Genomic DNA, 20,563 nt, shown 5'->3' with positions numbered 1-20,563 from the left:
GTTCGGTCGCGCGTTGCTGTCGATGCCCGCAGCTTCCTGCGTCGCAACGGGCACGGCCCTGCGGGCCGCCGTTCGGTCGCGCGTTGCTGTCGATGCCCGTAGCTTCCTTCGTCGTAACGGGCACGGCCCTGCCGGGCCGCCATCCGGTCGCGCGTTGCTGTCGATGCCCGCAGCTTCCTGCGTCGCAACGGGCACGGCCCTGCGGGCCGCCTTTTGGGGCGCTGCTTGCGGCAAAAAGGGGGCATTCCCCCCAAACTCCCCTCTTCCCCAAAGTCCGCCAAATTTTTATGGACCAACAGGGACGGGGTTTTTATTTCTGAACATGATTTTTATTTCAGCAGGGTATGGGGGATATGCCACAGGAACACAGCCTCGGTAATGAGGCCTGACCTTGGGGAAGACGACCCAACGGCCCGGCATGGGCCCCTGAGATTTTTCACGGCGATCCGCAGCCTGCAGGGAGGCGTGTCCCGGGCGGGCGCTGTCCGCCATGTCCGGGGGGCCCTGCGGATGGCGGCATGGTTTTCCCATCACCTTTGAGGAGGCGAAGATGAAAAAAATACTGCTGGCATGGTTGCTGCTCCTGTTGCTCTCCGTCCCGTCCCTGGCCGCGGAAAAGGAACTGGACGGCATCTTTTTCCCCCTGCCGGAAGGCTGGCAGGTCGCGGAAGAATACAAGGCCGGGGGCGGCGAGCACATGATCCTGGACAACGGGGACAGCTCGGTGCTGCTGTCGGTCAGCGTAGCGCCTGACGGAGGCACCAGCGCCAGGGACTTCGTCGGCGTGCTGGCGCCCGTGCTGGGGGCCACGGACGAGCCCGTGGAACATGAAGGACAGTACGGTTTTGCCATCCGGCAGGAAGATCAGGAAGGCTTCTGCTTCCTGACGCAGGGGGGCGGGCGCTTCCTGGTGCTCTGTGTCATGGGCGATATGGAACAGGCCCTGCCCATAGTGGAAGGCATGCGTTGCCCGGCCGCGCCCGCGCTGGTCATCAAATAAGGGCCTTTCCCCGCACCGACGTAGGCTGCCGCAGGAAGCCCTGAGCCCGGTCACGCGCGCGGCCCTTGCCGCTGCCCCTGCCCGCAGGGCCGACGGAGGTCGGCGGCAGCGGTGAGGCGCATGCGCGGCAGTACGCGGCAGCCGTTGTCCGTGGCTTTTGGCGTCGCCGGCGGGCACGGCCTCAGAACAGCTCGCGCACCAGCGCACCGGCCAGCACCCGGCCTTGCGTATCGTACAGGGCGGCCACCTGACCGGGCGCGCTGGGGAACTGCGGGCTCTCCATGCTGATGCGCAGGCCGTCGCCGGCCTGTTCCACCCGGGCCGGTGCGGGGCGCTGGCGGTGGCGCAGCCGGGCCAGCACTTCGCGGGGCCAGCACTCGGGCGGGCAGTGGAAGGTGGCCGGGCCGGTCAGGCAGCCCCGCATGCCCAGGCGCGCCCGGCCGCCCACCACCAGACTGTTGTCCGCCTCCTGCTTGCGCAGCACATAGAGCGGTTCGCTGTGGGCGATGCCCAGCCCCCGGCGCTGGCCTTCGGTATAGCGCCACAGGCCGTGATGACGGGCCAGCGGGCGCAGCAGGGGGCGCCCTGTGGCGTCGCTTTCCTCCAGCAGCACGGGGCCGCCCTCCGGTACGGCGAGGCCCTCGTCCTGCCAGCGGCGTTCCAGAAAGGCCCGGTAGGCGTCCTCACCCGCAGGGATGAAGCAGATCTCCTGGCTTTCCGCCGGGACGGGCACCTCCAGCCCGGCGGCGCGCACCTGGGCGATGCTTTGCGCCTTGTCCTGCCGGGCCAGAGGGAAGAGGGCCCGGCGCAGGCGCTGCGGCGGGACGAGGGACAGGAAATAGCTCTGATCCTTGGTCAGGTCCGCGGCGGCGGCCAGCTGGGGCCCGCAGGGGCCGTCCTGCAGGCAGGCGTAATGGCCGGTGGCGATCTTTTCCGCCCCCAGGGCCAGGGCCGCGTCCAGCAGGGCCCCGAACTTGATGCGCCGGTTGCAGAGCGCGCAGGGGTTGGGCGTCCGGCCCCGGGCGTAGGCCTGCACGAAGGGCGTCACCACCTCCCGGTCGAAGCAGGCGCGCAGGTCGGCCACATGCAGGGGGATGTCCAGCCGCGCGCAGGCCCGGCTCAGGCCGTGCAGGGCCTGGAGAGCGGTGTCAGGCAGGGGCAGGTCCAGGGCCTCGGCGGCGCTGAGCAGGCGTGGGGCGGTGGACGCCGGGTGGTCAGGTGTTCGGGGAGCGGACACATGCCCGGGAGCAGGCTCCAGGGGCGCAGGCGCCGGTCGGCCGTGCATCCGGGCGGGAGGGGCCAGGGAGCCGTGGGGCTGCCGGGCATGCGTCTGGTGAACGGGCGTCCGGGAGACAGGCTCCTGGGGGGCGGGCAGGGCCTTTCCCGGCAGGAACAGCCCGTGCAGGGCCAGCAGGTCATGGCCCTGTTCCCGCAGGCGCAGGAGGGCGCACAGGCTGTCCACGCCGCCGCTGACGGCTACGGCCAATGATGTCATCAGGAAGTCTCCTTGCGTCGGCCGGGCCGGGGCAAATGCGCGAGCAGCCCGCCAGAAAAGCTGACGGGCTGCGAAAGACCTCGGGCCGGGACGGGCTACAGGATCTGGGTCAGGAACTGGCGCAGGCGCGGGTGGCGCGGCGAGTTGAACAGGGTGTCGGGTTTGCCCATTTCCAGGATCTGGCCGTGATCCATGAAGATCAGGCGGTCGGCCACGGTGCGGGCAAAGCCCATTTCGTGGGTCACGCAGACCATGGTCATGCCGTCTTCGGCCAGGCTCACCATGACGTCCAGCACTTCGCCCACCATTTCGGGGTCCAGGGCCGAGGTGGGTTCGTCAAAGAGCATGATGTCCGGCTGCATGGCCAGGGCGCGGGCGATGGCCACACGCTGCTGCTGGCCGCCGGAGAGCATGGCGGGGTAGACGTTGGCCTTGTCGCTGATGCCCACTTTCTTGAGCAGTTTCAGGGCCATGGTCTCGGCTTCGGCCTTGGGGATGCCCAGCAGTTTGCGCGGCGCCAGGGTCAGGTTCTGCAGCACGGTCTTGTGCGGGAAGAGGTTGAACTGCTGGAAGACCATGCCGAGGTTGCGGCGCATCTCGTTGATGTTGTGGGACCTGTCGTTGACGTCCTGGCCGTTGACGATGATGCTGCCGCCGTCGATCTCCTCCAGACGGTTGATGGAGCGCAGCAGGGTGGACTTGCCGGAGCCGGAAGGCCCGATGATGACCACCCGCTCGCCCTGCGCGATATCGAGGCTCACATCCTGCAGGGCCGGGAGCTGTCCAAAGTACTTCCAGACGTGGCGGATGCTGATGATGGGCTCGGTGCTATTTTTTTCTGTCATAGTGATTGAGCCTCGCTTCGATGATGCTGACGATCTTGGAGAGGATGAGGGTGATGATGAGGTACACCAGGGCCACTACGGTGTAGGACTCGAAATAGCAGTAGCTCTTGGAGGCGAAACTGCGGGCGCGCTGCATCAGGTCGGGCATGCCGATGACGGAGACCAGGGCCGTATCCTTGAGCATGGCGATGCATTCGTTGCCCACGGGCGGGATGATGGTGCGCCAGGCCTGGGGCAGCACCACATAGAACATGGTCTGCACGCGGTTGAAGCCCAGGGAGCGGGCGGCTTCGGTCTGTCCGTGGGGGATGGCCAGGATGCCCGCGCGGAAGACTTCGCCCATGTAGGCGCCGTAGCAGAAGCTCAGGGCGATGACGGCGGAGGTCACGCCCTCCATCTTCACCAGCATGGAGATGGCGAAGTAGATGTAGAAGATCTGGACCAGCAGGGGGATGCCGCGGATGACTTCCACATAGGTGGAGGCCAGCAGGTTGAAGAAGCGGTTGCGCGAGATGCGCCCGAGGCCGGTCAGCAGGCCCAGCGGCACGGCGCCGCAGATGGAGTAGGCCGTCACCTTGAAGGTGAGCAGCAGGCCGTCCGGCAGGAAGATGATGGCCTCGCGATAGACATCCGGTCCGGTGGTGCAGAGCAGCACCAGGGTGATGATGGCACCGAACAGGGCGATGGACCATGCGTTGACGAGCCGCCATTCCCGGGGGTTGGGGATGGCCGGGCCGTCCGTCACCATGATGATGTTGCCTTTGCTTTGCCCTTCGTCTTTCATTGTACAGGTTGCCCCTTGTATGCGGGAACGCCGGAAGGGCCCGGAGGCCCTTCCGAACGGTTGTCACAAAATGGGGACCGGCAGTGCCGGTCACTGCGGCAGGTTACTCGGCAGTACCCATCCACTTGACCTTGAGCTTGGCTTCGGTGCCGTCGGCCTTGATCTCGGCGATGGCCTTGTTGAGGCGCTCCAGCATGTCGGTGCGGCCCTTGCGCAGGCAGAAGCCGAAGAATTCGGGATTGCTGTGCTGGTAGGCCACGGAGAACTTGCCGGCAAAGTCGGTGCGCTTGTTGGCGTAGTATTTGGCGACCGGGTCGTCACAGATGACGGCGTCCACGCGACCGGCGGCCAGGTCTTCGAAGGCCAGGCCGATATCGTCGTATTCGCGGATCTTGGCGCCCACGTTGGCTTCCTGCAGCACGATCACGCCGGTGATGCCGATCTGGCTGCCCACGGTCAGGCCCTTGAGCTCGGCCAGGCCGGAGAGCTTCTTGCCCTTGGGCATGACCACGGCCTGCACCACGCCATAGTAGGGTTCGGTGAAGTCGAAGGCCTTCAGGCGTTCGGGGGTGATGGTGGTGGAGGCGGCCAGCAGGTCATAGTTGCCGGCGGCCAGGCCGGCGAAGATGCCGTCCCAGGCCACGTCGCGCAGTTCCATGTCATAACCGGCGCGTTTGACCACTTCCGTGGCATAGTCGATGGAATAGCCGCTGGGCACCTTCTGGTCGCTCAGGAATTCCATGGGGGGATAGGTGCAGTTGGTGGCGACCACCAGGGTCTCGGCGGCCACGGGAGTGCACATCAGCACCAGGGCGCACAAAGTGAGCGTGAGTTTGCGGAACATATTGCTGCCTCCGGTAAAGTTGATGGGATGTCCTGGCCTGGACGCATGCCGGTACGCCAACAGCGGCCAAACTGCGTTTTATTAGCCGCGCAGGCCGGTGGCGTCAATACCCGGCGGCCGCCGGAGCGGCAGATCCCCGCTCCGGGCCGCATGGCGGGCCCTGCTGCGGGAAGGGCGGGAGGGCCCAAGGGCCCTCCCGCGGGATGTCATGATGAAGATGGCCGGGGCCGGGCCTGACGCTAGTCGGCGGAGCCCATCCACTTGATCTTCAGCTTGGTCTCGGTGCCGTCGGCCTGCATGCTGGCGATGGCCTTGTTGAGGCGCTCCAGCAGCTTGGTCTCGCCCTTGCGCAGGCAGAAACCGTAATATTCGGGATCCTTGTGCAGGTAGACGACGGTGAACTTGCCGGCGAAGTCGGCGCGCTTGTTGGCGTAGTACTTGGCCACGGGGTCGTCACAGATGACGGCGTCCGTGCGGCCGGCGGCCAGGTCTTCGAAGGCCAGGCCGATGTCGTCGTATTCCTTGATCTTGGCGCCCACGTCGGCCTTGCGCAGCACGAAGACGCCGGTGATGCCGATCTGGCTGCCCACGGTCAGGCCCTTGAGCCCGGCCAGGCTGTCCAGCTTCTTGCCCTTGGCCATGACCACGGCCTGCACGGCGCCGTAGTAGGGGATGGTGAAGTCGAAGGCCTGCTGGCGCTCGGGGGTGATGGTGGTGGAGGAGGCCAGGATGTCATAGTTGCCGGCGGCCAGACCGGCGAAGATGCCGTCCCAGGCCACATCGCGGAACTCGATCTTCAGGTCGGCGCGTTTGGCGATCTCATGGATGTAGTCGATGGAATAGCCGGTGGGCACCTTCTTGTCGGTCAGGAATTCCATGGGCGGGAAGGCACAGTTGCCGGCCACCACCAGGGTCTTGGCGGCCACAGGGGTGCACATCAGGATGAGGGCACACAGGGAAAGCGTGAGTTTGCGGAACATATTGCTGCCTCCGTAAGGTTGGGGAAGGGTGTTCTGGCCTGAAGCTCGCGCCCGCATGCCAAAACCGGCCACAGTTGCGTGTTATGGGACGCGCCGGAAGGCTGGCGGGACTACCAGCTGTTGCCGGGCGCGGGACCCTCGTCTTCGTCGTCCTCGTCGGGGCCGCCCGGGGCCATGCGCGAAAGGGTGTCGCGCAGGGGGCGGGCCTGGGGCAGGTTCTGTCCGGCCGCCGGGCTTTCGCCTTCCTCTTCGAAGCGTTCGTCCTTGAGGGCCTGCTGCAGGAACCAGTCCTCGCGGATGCGCCAGGAGGCCGCCGCCGTGTAAGCGGGCGAGGAATAGCCCACGGAGAGGATCAGGGTGCGGCGGGCATGCTCCTGCAGGCGGATGAGCAGGGGCGTGAAGTCCGCATCGCCCGAAAGGATGATGAACTCGTCGAAATGGGTGGGGTGGGACAGGTCGTCCATGCAGTCCATGACCAGATGGATGTCCGTGCTGGTCTTGCCGCGCGTGGTCAGGGGCGGACAGTCCACCACCTGGAAGGCGCTGCGGATGAAGTGGTAACGGAATTCCTGATAGCGTTGCGGGTTGAGATAGCACATGCGCTTCAGGATGCGGCGGCGGACGCCGTCGCCGTAGAGGATGCGCAGGGCATGGTTCTCGATCCAGCGCACCCAGCGATAGGGGGCGGTGCCGAAGGCGCGGGCGGCTTCGGGGTCGGCTTCAAGAAAACGGGTGTAAATGTTGTCAAAGTCCACGTACAGGGCGCTGTAAACTTCATCAAAACCGGTAAAACGTGCCATAATCTCCTCAATAGCTTATCAATAGACAAAGTAACATTTACTTATCCCAGCACGGCCCGTGTGGCAAGAGGTGGCTTGAAAAAGGCGGAGGGCACGGCTATGTCTGGAGGTGTCCCGTTCAACAGGAGGTCCCCCATGCCGCTGCCACACTGCCTTGAAGACCTGATGGCCCGCCTGCGGGCACGGCATGACGCCGATCCCGGCCGCTTCTGGCATGCATGCCTGTTCTGGACCTTCTGGACCTCGCTGGCCCTGTTCCCCATCGGTTACGGCTGGCGCGAGGTGACGCCGCCGCTCTGCTTCATCTTTCTCGTGCTCTATTACCGGCATTGCTGGCAGGTCTCCGTGCTGCGCCGCCTCACGGTCTGGCCCCTGTTCGTCTGCGCCGGGGCCATGACCCTCATCGGCGTGCTGTTCTCCACCGATGTCTGGCAGTCCTTCCTCCATGCGGGCATGGGCGTCAACAAGGCCTATATCCTGCCCTTCATCGCCATGGAGTGCGTGCGCTCCACCCGCGATCTGCGCCGTCTGGTCTGGGCCTGTGTGCTGGCCTGCCTCTGGCAGGGCCTGGACGGCATGTGGCAGGCCTGGACGGGCTTCGACTTCATCATGGGCTATGCGCCCCATGCCGGACGCCTGACGGGCAGCCTGGGAGACTACAGCGTGGGCAATTATATGGCCCTGGCCATGATCCCGGCCTTCGCCTGCTGGTTCCTGCTGCGCCGCCGTCTTGCTGTCGGGCCTTCGGCGGCGGTCTGGCTGCTGCTCTTCGCGCCGGCCTTCTTCCTGCTGCACGGCGCATCCAGCCGCAGCGGCATCCTGGCCGTGGCCGCGGCCTTCGTCTTCTGGGCGCTGCTCACTGGCGGCCGGGCGGGGCGCGCGGCCCTCTGGGGCACGGTGCTGGTCCTGGGCGGTTTCACCCTGCTGTCCTTCCAGCGCATGGATCCGTCCACCGTGGCGGGCGACGGCCGCTGGAGCCTCTGGTCCCTGGGCTGGCAGGTCTTCATGGAGCATCCCTGGTTCGGGGCCGGGCTCGACCGCTACAACGCCTGCTTCCGTGCCCTGGGCCTGGCTCCGGCCCGCGACGCCATCACCATCAGCCATCCGCACAACATGTACCTGGACATGCTCTATGCCCACGGCATCGTCGGCTTCCTGCTGGGCATGATCTTCCTGCTGGGCTTCGTCTGGTGGGCGGGCAGGCATGTCCGCCGCGCCCTGCATGACGACGGCGTGGCCCGGCGCGCGGCGGAGGCCACGGGCAGCCTGCTCTACTGGCGGCTGACGGCCTGGTTCTACCTGGGCTGGCTGGGCTGGCTGGTCAACGGCATCTTCGGCCACGACTTTTATCGCATCTGGTGGCTCGCCCTGGCCATGTGCAGCCTGGGCATCTGCATCGGCGGCGTGGTCAACGGCCTGGCGGCGGACAGGGGAGCGCCTCCGGGAACGGAGGACGGGGCATGAGCTTTCGCCTGCGTCCGGCCGGGGAAGCGGACATCTTCCCCATGCTGGCCATCTACGCTCCCTATGTGCGGGACACGGCCATCACCTTCGAATACACGGTGCCCACGGCCGCGGAGTTCGGCGCGCGCCTGCGGCGGGTGCTGCCGGACCATCCCTGGCTGGTCTGCCACGGGCCGGGGCGGATGCTGGGCTATGCCTATGCCCACCGGCACATGGAACGCGCGGCCTATGCCTGGAACGTGGAATGTTCCGTCTATGTGCTGGATTCCGCCCGGGGGCGGGGCGTCGGCACGGCCCTGTACGGGGCCCTGCTGGAGCTGCTGGCCCTGCAGGGGGTCGTCAATGCCTACGGCTGCATCGCCGTGCCCAACGCGGCCAGCGAGGCCCTGCACCGGGCCGCGGGCTTCCGTCTGCTGGGGCACTTCCCCGCTTCGGGCTGGAAACAGGGCCGCTGGCACGACATCGTCTGGTACGGCAAGCGCCTGCAAGAGGACGGGGCCGGAGCGCCCGCGCCCCTGCGGCCCTTCGGCAGCCTGGACGGGCGTGTGGTGGCGGCTGTGCTCGGGCGGCATTCCCGCACCTGAACCACGGCAAAAGGGGGAGCGGACGGTAGGCTGTCCGCTCCCCGTGTCATTTCGTGCATCATCGACGCGCCGTCCCGGCGCTGTCGTCCCGGCTAGAATTCCCAGACCAGGCGGGCATGCCCGCCGAAGCCCTGCCGGACGCCCGAGACGGCCTCGATGCCCAGATCGGCACGCAGGGGGTGGGAGCCGGGCGTCAGCTGCAGGCCCGCGCTGATGACGGCGCTGTCGCCGCGCATGGAGACGGACGGGGCATCGGCACCGTGGTGCAGCAGCTGCGTGCGGGCCGTGCCGTCGAACTGGTGTTCCCAGGCCGCGCCCACATAGGGGCTGACCCCCGGGAGCATCTCGTACGCCACGCGCGTGCCGAGGCGGAGCAGGCAGGAATCCATGGCTTCCAGGCGGAAGCCCTCGCCCATGATGCTGATGTCCTGGCCGTCCTGATGGGTCCAGAAGAAGGAGGCGCGGCTGTCGATGGTCAGCCTGTCGACGGGGCGCACGGCATAGCCGAGGCTGGCAAACAGGCCGTAGTAGGCCGTGGCCGTGCCGAAATCGGCATCCTGCTGCAGGGTGCTGGCGATATCGGCGGTGTTCCAGCCGCCGCTGACCTGGCCCAGGCGCAGGCCGCCCTGGGCGTACAGCCCGGCCAGGGGGCCGGTCCCCAGATCGAAGCGGCCGAAGGCGCCGCCGCCCGCATAGCTCACATCGCCGTCGCCGTAGACGTCGCCCACGGAGAACTCGTTGCTGGTGGCGATGCGCGCCTGTCCGTATTCGAAGAACACGCCCAGCAGCAGGCCGCCGGCGTCAAGGGACATATGGCGGGCCAGACCGGCCGTCAGTGCCAGGCCCGTGCTGTCCGCATACTCCTCCGTCCCGTTGCGTTCCGTCCCGCCGTAGACGGCGGCGAAGGGCATCCAGCCCTCGCGGCCGGCGGCGGCTTCACGGGCGTGGTCCAGGGCGACTCCTTCCACCAGACGGGCGCCGCGATCCAGGGTCGTCATGGCGGCCACCCGGTACTCGTTGAAAGCCTTGAGCTGCGGGTTGGAGCGCACGCCGGTGACGGTCAGGCGCACGGCATCGTTTTCCTGCGTCATGATGCCGTCAAAGAGCAGGGCGAAGCCCTTGGGCGCGTTGCGCACGACGCCGTTGTCGTACAGGGCCGCGTTGGCGGCCCCCGTCCCGCGGAGCAGGATGTACTGGTCGCCGCTGCGCAGGCCGTTGCTGCCCAGGGCGCCCAGCATGCGCACCGTGGCGCCGTTCAGGTCGTTTGACTGCTGCCCGCCGCCCAGCGTGAGCAGGGTCGCGCCGGAAGGCATGGCGTCGGGCAGGGCCAGGTTGAGATGCTGGAAGGCGGCCACGCGCTGGAGCGTGCCCTGCCAGCCCAGCAGGTTGAGGCTGTTGCCGCTGCCGGAGCCGTTCAGGGGCCTCGTCTGACTGTGGCTGTCCGTCACGGCGCTGCCGTAGACCTCGCCGTCGATGGTCCCGTTGACCAGGGTGATGGCGTTGTAGCGGGCCGTGACGCTTTGCCCGGTGGACTGCATGTGGACGAGCCCGCCGATGACGTTGCCCTTGACGCTGCCGCCGTTGATCAGCACGGCATTGAAACTGGCGTCGGCCGTGCCGCGGGTCGTGGCGGCATCACCGCCGACCACGCTGGCGATGTCGCCGCCGGTGATGCTGATCAGGTTGTAACGGGCCGTGGCCCCCGTGAGTCCGGCTGCGTAGCCGCCAAGGAGGGCGCCGGTGCTGCCGCCCCGGATCAGGACGAGGTTGCTGTCGGCCTGGGCCGTGCTGCGGCCGCTGTCCGCGTTGCCGCCCACGATATGGGAGGTGACGCCGCCGTTCTGGACCACGGTATTGCTGTTGCTGCGGGCCGACAGGTAGCCGCTGGCGGCGCCGCCGTAGACGTTGTCGCTGACGCGGCCGCCGTTGACGACCACGCTGTTGTAGGTGGTGGCGGCCTTGTTGCCGTAGGCCTGGCCGCCCATGATCTGGATGCTCTGGCCGCCGTCGTTGACGACCCTGCCGTAACGGGCCTGGGCATCGTTGCCGTAGGTGGTGATGCCGTAGACGCTGTCATAGCGGTCGCCGCTGTGGATCACGGCGCGGCCGTTGCTGGCGGTGCCGTCCAGATCCGCGCCCGGGGCCGGCAGGGCGGGCGGCAGGATCAGGCAGCTCATGGTCAGGAGGGAAAGGAGGATGTGCCGGGAATGGTGCGATGCAGCCATATTGATGCTCTTGGTAAAGGGGATCCGTCACAGGAACGAAACGCCATCACCTTAGCACATGGCCGTGGCGCTGCCTATGCCCCCCCTTGCCGGCGACCGGGTACCAGCCACAGGTGGCCGGGACGGCATCAGGGGAAAAGCGCTGCGGAAGACTACGGATGAAGGATAATCATATCTATTTTGCGATATGGCGCAGGGAAAAGGACGTGTACCGACACTGAAAAAAATTATTCCGTATGCTATGACAGCAAAAAAACCTTCCGGCAGACCATGCAAGAGTGCCGCGGGGATGTTGCAGCCGCTGATGCGCTCCTGTTCACCATCTGCCGTCACTGTTGAAAAGGGGGGAGGCAGGGACGGCGTTCCCGGAGGGGACATGGCGATCGCGGGCCCTCGTGGGGCGGGCGTCTGCGCGCGGCACCCCGTCGGCGGACGCAAGCTCGGGCCCCGCATGCGAAAAGGGCCGCTCCGGGGAGCGGCCCTTGCGTCGTGACGGGGCAAGCGGCTCAGGCGTCGCGCCGCTTGAGGCGGTCGCGGCGTTCCTGCATCAGGAAGCGTCCGGTGACGGAATGGGGATCGGCCACGATGGCCTCGGGCGTGCCCTGCGAGACGATGAGACCGCCGTTCTCGCCGCCGCCGGGGCCCATGTCCAGCACATGGTCGGCGGCCAGGATCATGTCCGTATTGTGTTCGATGACCACCACGCTGGCGCCCTTGTCCACCAGGGCGTGCAGCACCTTGATGAGCTTGCCCACCTCGTGCATGTGCAGGCCGGTGGTGGGTTCGTCCAGGATGTAGAGCGTGCCGGGCAGGGAACGCTTGCCCAGCTCGCGCGAGATCTTGATGCGCTGGGCCTCGCCGCCGGAAAGGGTGGTGGCGGGCTGGCCCAGGCGCAGATATTCCAGGCCCACTTCCTCCAGCACGGCCAGACGGCGTTCCAGCACGGGATAGTTCTCGAAGAAGGCCCGGGCTTGCTGCACGGGCAGGTCCAGCACCTCGGCGATGTTCAGGCCCTTGTAGCGCACTTCCAGGGTCTCGTGGTTGTAGCGGCGGCCCTTGCAGACATCGCAGGTCACATAGACGTCGGGCAGGAAGTGCATCTCCACCCGGATCTGGCCGTCGCCGCCGCAGGCCTCGCAGCGGCCGCCGCGCACGTTGAAGCTGAAACGCCCGGGCTTGTAGCCGCGCTTGCGGGCGTCCGGGGTCATGGCGAAGATGTTGCGGATCTCGTCGAAGACCTTGGTATAGGTGGCCGGGTTGGAACGCGGCGTGCGGCCGATGGGCGTCTGGTCGATGGCCACGATGCGTTCCACGGGGCGGGCCCCATCGCTGTAGCTCAGGCCGGCGATGCTGCCGGGCTGGTCCACGCGCTGGCCCAGGCCGATGGCCAGGTGCTTGTACAGGGTGTCCACCACCAGCGAGCTCTTGCCCGAGCCGGACACGCCCGTGACGCAGGTCAGCACGCCCAGGGGGAAGCGGCAGTCGATGCCGCGCAGGTTGTTGGTGGCCACATCATGCAGGGTCAGCCAGCCCTGGGGCTCGCGCCGCTCGTCGGGCAGGCTGATGCTGGCGTCGCCGCGCAGATAGCGGGCCGTGAGGGTCTCGGCGCGCAGCAGCTCGGGCACGCTGCCCTGGAACATGACCTGACCGCCCTGCGCCCCGGAGCCGGGCCCCAGCTCGATGACCGTGTCGGCCGCGCAGATGGTAGCCTCGTCGTGTTCCACCACCAGCACGGTGTTGCCGCGCCGCTGCAGGGAACGCAGGGTGCCCAGCAGGCGTTCGTTGTCGCGCGGGTGCAGGCCGATGGAAGGTTCGTCCAGCACATAGGTCACGCCCACCAGACCGGAGCCCAGCTGCGAGGCCAGACGGATGCGCTGGGCCTCGCCGCCGGAAAGGGTGGCCATGGCCCGGCCCAGGGAGAGATATTCCAGCCCCACGTTGCGCATGAAGGACAGGCGATGGGTCAGCTCCTTCATCAGCGGTTCGGCCACCAGGGCGTGGCGGCCGTCGAAATGCCGTCCCTCCAGCCACTGCAGGGCCCGTTCCACGGACAGGGAGCAGAACTGGGCGATGTTCAGGTCGTCCACGCGCACGGCCAGGGCCTCGGGCTTGAGGCGCGCGCCGCGGCAGTCAGGACAGTCCGTGGACTGGCGGAAGCGGGCCAGGATCTCGCGCCAGGCCTCGCCGTACTGCATGCCCTTTTCCAGCAGCGGGATGACCCCGGGCCAGCGCTCCTCGCTGACCTTCACCTCGGCGGCGCGCCCGGCGAAGAGCTCGCTCTGGTGGTCGCCCACGGCGTCCAGGGCCACGTTGCCGCCCATCCAGTTGCGGCGCAGGCCGCTGCTGTGGCCGGCGGGCCTGCCTTTGTCGTCCTCGCCGTAGAACAGGCAGGCCAGGGCCGTGTCGGAAAAGTCCTCCAGCGGCGTGGAGAGGGTGAAGCCGTGGCGTTTCCCCAGGGCGCGCAGGGCGGGCTCGTAACGCTGGAAGTGCCTGCTCTCGGCCCAGGGCAGCAGTGCCCCGGTATTGAGGGAAAGGCCTCGGTTGGGCGCGATGAGGCGGGGCTCGAAATAGTCCACGGTGCCCAGGCCCACGCAGCGGGGACAGGCCCCCTGCGGGCTGTTGAAGGAAAAGAGCTGCGGGCTGGGCGCGGGCAGGGAGATGTGGCAGTGCGGGCAGACCGAGGTGGTGGAATGGATGACGTCCCGCTCCGCTTCGGGCCTGTCGGGCAGGTGGACCACCAGGCGGCCCTCGCCGTAGCGCAGGGCCAGCTCCACGGAATCGGCCAGGCGGCCGCGGATGCCCTCCTTGTTGACCAGGCGGTCCACCACCAGGTCGATGCTGTGCTTTTTGTTCTTGTCCAGGGCGGGCACGTCGTCCAGGGTATGGAAGGCGCCGTCCACGCGCACGCGGGCGAAGCCTTCGGCGCGCAGCTTCCTGAACTTGTCCTGGTGGGTGCCTTTCTGCAGTTCCACCAGCGGGGCCAGGACCATGAACTTGCCGCCCTGGGGCAGGGCCATGATGTCGCCGATGATCTCGTCGGCGGAGCGGGCCTCGATGGGACGGCCGCAGGAGGGGCAGTACATGCGGCCCAGACGGGCGAAGAAGACGCGCAAAAAGTCGTGGATCTCCGTCACCGTGCCCACGGTGGAGCGGGGATTGCGCGAGGTGCTCTGCTGTTCCAGCGAGATGGCCGGGGAAAGGCCCTCGATCTTTTCCACGTCGGGCTTGTCCATCTGGGGCAGGAACTGGCGGGCGTAGGCCGAAAGGGACTCCACATAGCGGCGCTGGCCTTCGGCATAGACGATGTCGAAGGCCAGGGTGGACTTGCCGGAACCGGAGGGGCCGCAGACCACCACCAGCTGGTCGCGCGGGATGTCCAGGCTGATGTCCTTGAGGTTGTGCTGCCGGGCCTTTTCGATATGGATGCAGGGTCTGTTCATGGCTTTGTATGTAAGCGTGCCCGCAGTGTTTGGCAAGATGCGTTCCTGATAAGCCGGGGAAACGCCGCACAGCGATGGACAAAGGCAGGGGAAGACCGTATAAATTTTTTTACGAGCCGGGACGCTGCCCCGGCAAAGGGGAACGTATGCGTACTTTCTACTGCCTGTTGCTGTTCGTGCTGCTGTCCTGCCCGTCCCCGGCGTCGGCGCAGGAAAGCGCGCTCACGGCCCGCGAGGCCTTCAGCGCCCTGCCCACGAGCATTTTCGAGAATACGGCCGAAGGTCTGGAGGACGAGGACAAACAGCGGCTGCTGGAAGACGGCCAGACCGATTTCTGGGAACTGGCCGGGGAGAGCCGGGACGTGATCGTCTTCCGGGCGCTGCCCTTCCGCGACAGCGGCGTGGCCCTGCGCCTGTTCCGCGACAGTGCGGACGGCTCGGCCGTGGCGGCCATCGGCACCCTGGGCACGGAGCTGTGCACCGTGGAGCTGTGGCGTGTGGACGCTTCGGGACGCACGGTGCCGGTGGACGTGCCGCAGGAGCCGGAGATCCGGGAATTTTTCGCCGAGGGCCAGCCCGTGCCCGACGACGTGAACCCTTCGGTGCTCATCTGTCTGGGCATGGGCGGCCTGCGCGCGCAGCCCGTGTTCTGGAATGCCACCGGCATGCTCTACCTGCCGCTGGCCCACGATATCGGCTACCACTGGGACGGGCACCGTTTCCAGAAGGTGGTCAGGCCGCATGCGGAGGGCACGGACGCAGGCGGGAGCGCCATCTACGGCCAGGAGGCACAGTAAGCAGGAGGGCACCCGGGAGGGTGCCCTTTTCCATGCGGGATGCCCTATTTTTCCAGCCACAGGGCCAGACGGCGTTCCAGTTCCTCGGGGGGCAGGCGGGGGCTGTCGTAAAAACCGGCGGCCTCGCGCTGGCGGCAGGCTTCGGACAGGATGATGGCCGAGGCCACGGAGACGTTGAAGCTCTGGATCATGCCGTACATGGGGATGTAGAGCTCGCCGTCGGCCAGGCTGATGAGTTCCTCGTTGACGCCGCTGTGCTCGTTGCCCATGATGATGGCCGTGGGCCGGGTGAAGTCCCAGCTGCGCAGCGGTCTGGCCGTGGGCGTGAAGGTGGTGGCCAGGATCTGCATCTTCTGGGCGCGCAGGCTGGCTTCCAGTTCCTGGCGGTCGCGGTGGCGCACGCTTTCCACCCATTTGCGCGCCGAGGCCGAGGTCTTGCGGCCCAGTACGGGGAAGGGTGTGTCCGTGTAATACAGGTGCACCCTGTCCACGCCGAAGGCGTCACAGGAGCGGTAGATGGCCGAGACATTGTGCGGGTCGTGGATATTGGCGAGCACAAGGGTCAGGTCGGGCTGGCGGTGGGCAAGCACCGAGCCCAGGCGCGCCTTGCGCCGGGGAGTGGGGTCCTTGGACATGGATAGCCTCATGGTTGATGGGATTCGCCGGAAATCTGGCAGAAAAACGCCGTTCCCGCAAGCCTTGTCCCGGCGGCGGACGGCAGGGAGTCGCAACATGGAAGCCGACAGGAAAGACGCGGCCCGCATCCGCATCCGGCCGCTGGAGCGCGAGGATCTCAAGTTCGTGCACGGCCTGGACAACAATGCCAACGTCATGCGCTACTGGTTCGAGGAGCCCTATGAGGCCTTCGTGGAACTGCAGGACCTGTACAACAAGCACATCCACGACCAGAGCGAGCGCCGCTTCATCGTGGACCACGAAGGCCAGAACGTGGGCCTGGTGGAGCTGGTGGAGATCGACTACATCCACCGCCGGGCCGAGTTCCAGATCATCATCGACCCCGCCTGGCAAAACCAGGGCTTCGCCACCGCGGCGGCCCGTCTGGCCATGGCCTATGCCTTCGACGCGCTCAACCTCTACAAGCTCTATCTGGTGGTGGACAACGAGAACGCCCGCGCCATCCATGTCTATTCCAAACTGGGCTTCCAGGCCGAGGGCGTGCTGCTGCACGAATTTTTCGCCAACGGGGCCTACCACGACGCTACGCGCATGTGCATCTTCCAGCACGAATACCGCAGCCTCTACGGCAATGCGTCGGGGCAGGTCGCCGGGCCCGGCACGGGGGGCGCCGAGGGCGCGTACTGAGCCTGTCCGTCCGGCAGCCCCCGTTAGGCCCCCGGTCCTGCTGATGCCGTGCGGCAGGCCTGCGCTCCGGCGGACGGCCCGTCCCGGCCCCGGGAGCCCGCGGGTGTCGTCCCGCCTGCCCGGGCCGCAGGCCTGCGGGCGTCATGGCCAGCGCAGCACCGCCGGGCAGGGCGGCCACCGTTCCCCGCAGGCCCCCGGCATGCTCATCCCGGAAGGGAGGGAGCGCTTTGGCAGCCGGTCCGCCCGTGGCCCCGGGCGTCATGATGGCATGCCGCCCAAAGCAGCCGGAGCGGGACCGGCCCCGCATGGCCCCGGGCGTCACGGGTGACGCGACGGGAGGGCGTTAGCTGTCGTGCCGGGCTCCATGCCCGCCGGCGGCATGGGCCCCGCGTCATGGATCACCTCAGGGCCGTGTTCCCGGGGCCGACCTTGTGAAAGGAACCACGTTCCGCCCGGAGGGCGCATTTTCATTGCCAAAAGCGTGGAAATGGCTTAGGGTAAAGAAGTTTTCATAGTGTATCACAATGTATTCCTTTGTGATGTTTTACTGATTTGAGGAGAATCGCATGTTGAAACGCTGGTCCCTGCCTCTTGTCCTGCTGACCGTGCTGGCGCTGCCCGCGCTGGCCCTGGCCTCCGAAGGACATCCGAGCATCCCCGGTGCGGCGCTGTCCGCGGTCTGGGTCATCCCCTTTGTCTGCATGCTGCTGTCCATCGCCATCATGCCCCTTGCCCTGCCGCAGATCTGGCACCACCATTTCGGCAAGATATCCGTTTTCTGGGGCCTGGCCTTCCTGGTCCCCTGTCTGCTGGTCTACGGTTTCAACGTGGCCCTGTATGAATTCCTGCACGCCATCCTGCTGGAATACATCCCCTTCATCGTCCTGCTCTTCGCCCTGTTCACCGTGGCCGGCGGCGTGCGCCTCAAAGGCTCGCTGGTGGGCACTCCGGTGGTCAATACCGGCATCCTGGCCGTGGGCACCGTGCTGGCCAGCTGGATGGGCACCACCGGCGCCGCCATGCTGCTGATCCGCCCCCTGCTGCGCGCCAATGCCCACCGCAAATACCGCGTGCATTCCGTGGTCTTCTTCATCTTCCTGGTGGCCAACATCGGCGGCTCCCTGACCCCCCTGGGCGATCCGCCGCTGTTCCTGGGCTACCTGAAGGGCGTGAGCTTCTTCTGGACCACCACCAATCTCTTCGTGAAGACCCTCTTCATGTCCCTGGCCCTGCTGGCCATCTACTTCGTGCTGGATACCGTGCTCTTCGGTCGTGAAGGCCGCCCGCAGCCCCCGCATGATCCCGACAAGGTGGAAGAAAAGCTGGGCCTCGACGGCTCCATCAATCTGCTCTTCCTGCTGGGCATCGTGCTCTGCGTGCTCTGCTCCGGCATGGTCGATTTCGGTGAAGTCATCAATATCCACGGCGTGGGTATCGACGGCCAGAACCTGCTGCGCGACATCCTGCTGCTCTGCCTGGCCGGCCTGTCCTGGAAGTTCACCTCCCGCCAGTGCCGTGAACTCAACGGCTTCTCCTGGGCGCCCATCGAAGAAGTGGCCAAGCTCTTCCTGGGCATCTTCCTGAGCATGATCCCCGCCCTGGCCATCCTGCGTGCCGGTACCGACGGCGCTCTGGCCGGCGTCATCAACATGGTCTTCCATGACGGCCAGCCCGTGAACTACATGTTCTTCTGGCTGACCGGCGCCCTGTCCAGTTTCCTGGACAACGCGCCCACCTACCTGGTGTTCTTCAACACCGCCGGCGGCGACCCCGTGCATCTGATGACCGACATGGCGCCCACCCTGGCCGCCATCTCCGCCGGTGCGGTGTTCATGGGCGCCAACAGCTACATCGGCAACGCGCCCAACTTCATGGTGCGTTCCATCGCCGAAGAACAGGGCGTGCCCATGCCCAGCTTCTTCGGTTACATGGCCTGGTCCGTGGGCATCCTGATCCCGCTGTTCCTGATCCTGACCTGGCTGTTCTTCATCTAGGCCGCGCATCCCGCATCCGCGCATCCCGCATCCGCGCATCCCGCATCCGCGCATACCGGGCCGCTCCGCGAGGGGCGGCCCTTTTGCGTGGGAAACATTTGGGCAGGGCCGATGCCGCAGGCTCGGGATGTGCTGTTCCCGGCGCCCTCCATGCGACGGGCGGGAGCCGACGCCAGCAGACGCGGCCCGTGCCGCCGGAGGAGCCGGGAAGGCGTCCCGTCCAGCCGGTGCCCACGGCCACGGAGAGGGCTGACGCGGGGCATGCCCGCCGTGCGCAAACGACGGTCCCGGACGCGGAGACGCCGGTCCGTACAAGACGCCCCGGACAGGGCCGTGGCGGGCGCAGCACGGCCCTGCCGCGACGGGCGGGACCGTCGTACGTCCTGCGTCATGGCCCTCCGCGCTCCCGTGCGTGCCGCATCATGCCGGCCCGTGCGGGAGCGGGCCTGTCGCCGTGCAGGTCGCGGCCAGGCGGGCCACCGGGCCGCGCTCCCCAGCCTCCCGGGGCCGTCCCGCGCCGTCCCCGGGGCAGGCCCGGAATTGCTTTTTGGCCTGAAAAAGGTAACTATGGCCGCCTCGCGGGCGCTCAGCCCCGGGCCCTGCGCCTGTGCCCGCCATTTTCGGCGGGAGACGTCCGCGCTTTCCAGGATTTTTTTCGGAGGCAATCCATGCGTGCTCTGTTCCGTTTGACCGTTTTCCTCTGCGTGCTGGCCCTGAGCTGCCCCCTGGGCGCCCTTGCGGCCGGCAAGGACGCTGCCGCCAAAGACAAGGTCGAGGAAGATTTCGAGGCCCTGCGCCGCTTCAGCCAGGTGCTGGATCTGGTGAACCGCTATTATGTGAAGGACGTGGACCAGAGCGAGCTGCTGGACGGCGCGCTCAAGGGCATGCTGCAGGGGCTCGACCCCCATTCCACCTTCATGACCCCCGAAGAACACAAGGAGATGCAGGAGACCACCTCCGGCGAGTTCTCGGGCATCGGCATCGAGATCACGGTGGAGAACGGCCAGGTGACGGTGGTGACCCCCATCGAGGACACGCCCGCCGACCGCGCCGGGCTGCAGTCCGGCGACATCATCCTGACCATCAACGGCCAGCCCACCCAGGAGCTGAGCCTGCAGGACGTGGTCTCGCGCATCCGCGGGCCCAAGGGCACGGAAGTGGAGCTGGGCATACTGCACAGCACGTCCAAGTCGCCCAAGACCGTGCGCCTCAAGCGCGAGGCCATCCCGGTCGTGAGCGTCAAGTCCAAGCCCCTGGAGGACGGCTACTACTGGATCCGCCTGACCCGCTTCTCCGGCCGCACCGACGAGGAACTGCGCGACGCCCTCAAGAAGGCCACCCGTGAATGCGCCAAGACCGGCGGCCTCAAGGGCATCGTGCTGGATCTGCGCAATAATCCCGGCGGCCTGCTGGATCAGGCCGTGAGCGTTTCCGACATGTTCCTGGGCAAGGGGACCATCGTGTCCATCCAGGGCCGCGGCCCCGTGCCCGAGCGCGTCTACGAGGCCAAGGAGCAGGCCGGGGACATCGCGGTGCCCGTGGTGGTCATCATCAATGCCGGTTCGGCCTCGGCCTCCGAGATCGTGGCCGGTGCCCTGCGCGACCAGAAGCGCGCCCTGATCATCGGCGAGCGCTCCTTCGGCAAGGGCTCGGTGCAGAACATCATCCCGCTTTCCGACGGTTCCGCCCTCAAGCTGACCGTGGCCCTGTACTACACGCCCAACGGCAGTTCCATCCAGGCCGAAGGCATCGTGCCCGATCTGGAGATCCCCTTCGAGCGTCCGCATGAGGACGATGCCGACGAGCCCCGCATCCTGCTGCGCGAGCAGAACCTGAGCGGCCATCTGGAAAATGCCGGCAGCGGCAAGAAGGACGCGGGTAGCAAGAAGCGGGACGATGCCGTGGAACAGCTGGCCCGTGACAACCAGCTGCGCATGGCCCTGCAGCTGGTCAAGGGCCTGCCGCGCATCCAGGAGATCCGGCGCTAG

16 protein-coding genes are annotated in these 20,563 nt (G+C 67.0%); 7 read left to right on the top strand and 9 right to left on the bottom strand.

Going from position 1 to position 20,563, the window contains the following annotated elements; all coding sequences use genetic code 11:
• The first annotated feature begins 550 nt into the window (after nt 1–550).
• On the top strand, nt 551–1,000 hold the full coding sequence (locus Q1X76_RS04415; protein ID WP_300718317.1) for a hypothetical protein: 450 nt from the start codon (nt 551–553) through the stop codon (nt 998–1,000).
• Between the two features lie 181 nt (nt 1,001–1,181).
• Here Q1X76_RS04415 and Q1X76_RS04410 read toward each other — a convergent pair whose 3' ends face one another.
• From Q1X76_RS04410 to Q1X76_RS04385, 6 genes are all read right to left on the bottom strand, one after another.
• Nucleotides 1,182–2,495, bottom strand: a complete 1,314-nt coding sequence (locus Q1X76_RS04410) for a tRNA methyl transferase PRC-barrel domain-containing protein (RefSeq protein ID WP_300718316.1) — start codon at nt 2,493–2,495, stop codon at nt 1,182–1,184.
• Nucleotides 2,496–2,590: 95 nt separating this feature from the next.
• Complete coding sequence (locus Q1X76_RS04405) at nt 2,591–3,340, bottom strand: amino acid ABC transporter ATP-binding protein (RefSeq protein WP_300718315.1); 750 nt, start codon at nt 3,338–3,340, stop codon at nt 2,591–2,593.
• Entirely contained in the window at nt 3,324–4,124 is an 801-nt protein-coding gene (locus Q1X76_RS04400) for an amino acid ABC transporter permease (protein WP_300718314.1), read from the bottom strand. Before Q1X76_RS04400 ends, Q1X76_RS04405 begins: the two co-directional genes overlap by 17 nt.
• A gap of 103 nt (nt 4,125–4,227) precedes the next feature.
• Entirely contained in the window at nt 4,228–4,968 is a 741-nt protein-coding gene (locus tag Q1X76_RS04395; RefSeq protein WP_300718313.1) for a basic amino acid ABC transporter substrate-binding protein, read from the bottom strand.
• Nucleotides 4,969–5,207: 239 nt separating this feature from the next.
• Entirely contained in the window at nt 5,208–5,948 is a 741-nt protein-coding gene (locus Q1X76_RS04390; RefSeq protein WP_300718312.1) for a basic amino acid ABC transporter substrate-binding protein, read from the bottom strand.
• Nucleotides 5,949–6,058: 110 nt separating this feature from the next.
• The gene (locus tag Q1X76_RS04385) at nt 6,059–6,748 is read right to left on the bottom strand and encodes an NYN domain-containing protein (RefSeq protein ID WP_300718311.1); all 690 of its coding nucleotides are present in this window, start codon (nt 6,746–6,748) and stop codon (nt 6,059–6,061) included.
• A 135-nt stretch (nt 6,749–6,883) separates the two neighbouring features.
• On the opposite strand from Q1X76_RS04385, the gene Q1X76_RS04380 reads away from it, so the two are divergent.
• Both Q1X76_RS04380 and Q1X76_RS04375 read left to right on the top strand, forming a co-directional pair.
• Nucleotides 6,884–8,212, top strand: coding sequence for an O-antigen ligase family protein (locus Q1X76_RS04380; RefSeq protein ID WP_300718310.1), 1,329 nt, complete (start codon nt 6,884–6,886; stop codon nt 8,210–8,212).
• Nucleotides 8,209–8,796, top strand: coding sequence for a GNAT family N-acetyltransferase (locus tag Q1X76_RS04375; RefSeq protein WP_300718309.1), 588 nt, complete (start codon nt 8,209–8,211; stop codon nt 8,794–8,796). Before Q1X76_RS04380 ends, Q1X76_RS04375 begins: the two co-directional genes overlap by 4 nt.
• A gap of 92 nt (nt 8,797–8,888) precedes the next feature.
• Here the strand turns inward: Q1X76_RS04375 and Q1X76_RS04370 are convergent, their stop codons facing one another.
• Together Q1X76_RS04370 and uvrA are read right to left on the bottom strand one after the other, a co-directional pair.
• The gene (locus tag Q1X76_RS04370) at nt 8,889–11,021 is read right to left on the bottom strand and encodes an autotransporter outer membrane beta-barrel domain-containing protein (RefSeq protein ID WP_300718308.1); all 2,133 of its coding nucleotides are present in this window, start codon (nt 11,019–11,021) and stop codon (nt 8,889–8,891) included.
• A gap of 506 nt (nt 11,022–11,527) precedes the next feature.
• Complete coding sequence (gene uvrA / locus Q1X76_RS04365) at nt 11,528–14,461, bottom strand: excinuclease ABC subunit UvrA (protein WP_300718307.1); 2,934 nt, start codon at nt 14,459–14,461, stop codon at nt 11,528–11,530.
• 146 nt (nt 14,462–14,607) lie between these two features.
• On the opposite strand from uvrA, the gene Q1X76_RS04360 reads away from it, so the two are divergent.
• Nucleotides 14,608–15,258: a hypothetical protein gene (locus tag Q1X76_RS04360; protein ID WP_300718306.1), complete on the top strand. Its 651-nt coding sequence runs from the start codon at nt 14,608–14,610 to the stop codon at nt 15,256–15,258.
• Nucleotides 15,259–15,302: 44 nt separating this feature from the next.
• On the opposite strand, the gene Q1X76_RS04355 is transcribed toward Q1X76_RS04360, so the two are convergent.
• Nucleotides 15,303–15,893, bottom strand: a complete 591-nt coding sequence (locus Q1X76_RS04355; protein WP_300718305.1) for an RNA methyltransferase — start codon at nt 15,891–15,893, stop codon at nt 15,303–15,305.
• A gap of 97 nt (nt 15,894–15,990) precedes the next feature.
• On the opposite strand from Q1X76_RS04355, the gene speG reads away from it, so the two are divergent.
• The 3 genes from speG (at nt 15,991) to Q1X76_RS04340 (ending at nt 20,563) form a co-directional block, all read left to right on the top strand.
• Nucleotides 15,991–16,581: a spermidine N1-acetyltransferase gene (speG, locus tag Q1X76_RS04350; RefSeq protein WP_300718304.1), complete on the top strand. Its 591-nt coding sequence runs from the start codon at nt 15,991–15,993 to the stop codon at nt 16,579–16,581.
• A 566-nt stretch (nt 16,582–17,147) separates the two neighbouring features.
• On the top strand, nt 17,148–18,575 hold the full coding sequence (locus Q1X76_RS04345) for a sodium:proton antiporter (protein ID WP_300718303.1): 1,428 nt from the start codon (nt 17,148–17,150) through the stop codon (nt 18,573–18,575).
• 668 nt (nt 18,576–19,243) lie between these two features.
• Entirely contained in the window at nt 19,244–20,563 is a 1,320-nt protein-coding gene (locus Q1X76_RS04340) for a S41 family peptidase (protein WP_300718302.1), read from the top strand.

This window comes from uncultured Desulfovibrio sp. (assembly GCF_949282365.1).
Lineage (GTDB): Bacteria > Desulfobacterota > Desulfovibrionia > Desulfovibrionales > Desulfovibrionaceae > Desulfovibrio.
Note: the sequence above shows the minus strand (reverse complement) of the source record. Positions and strands in the feature narration are given on the sequence as shown.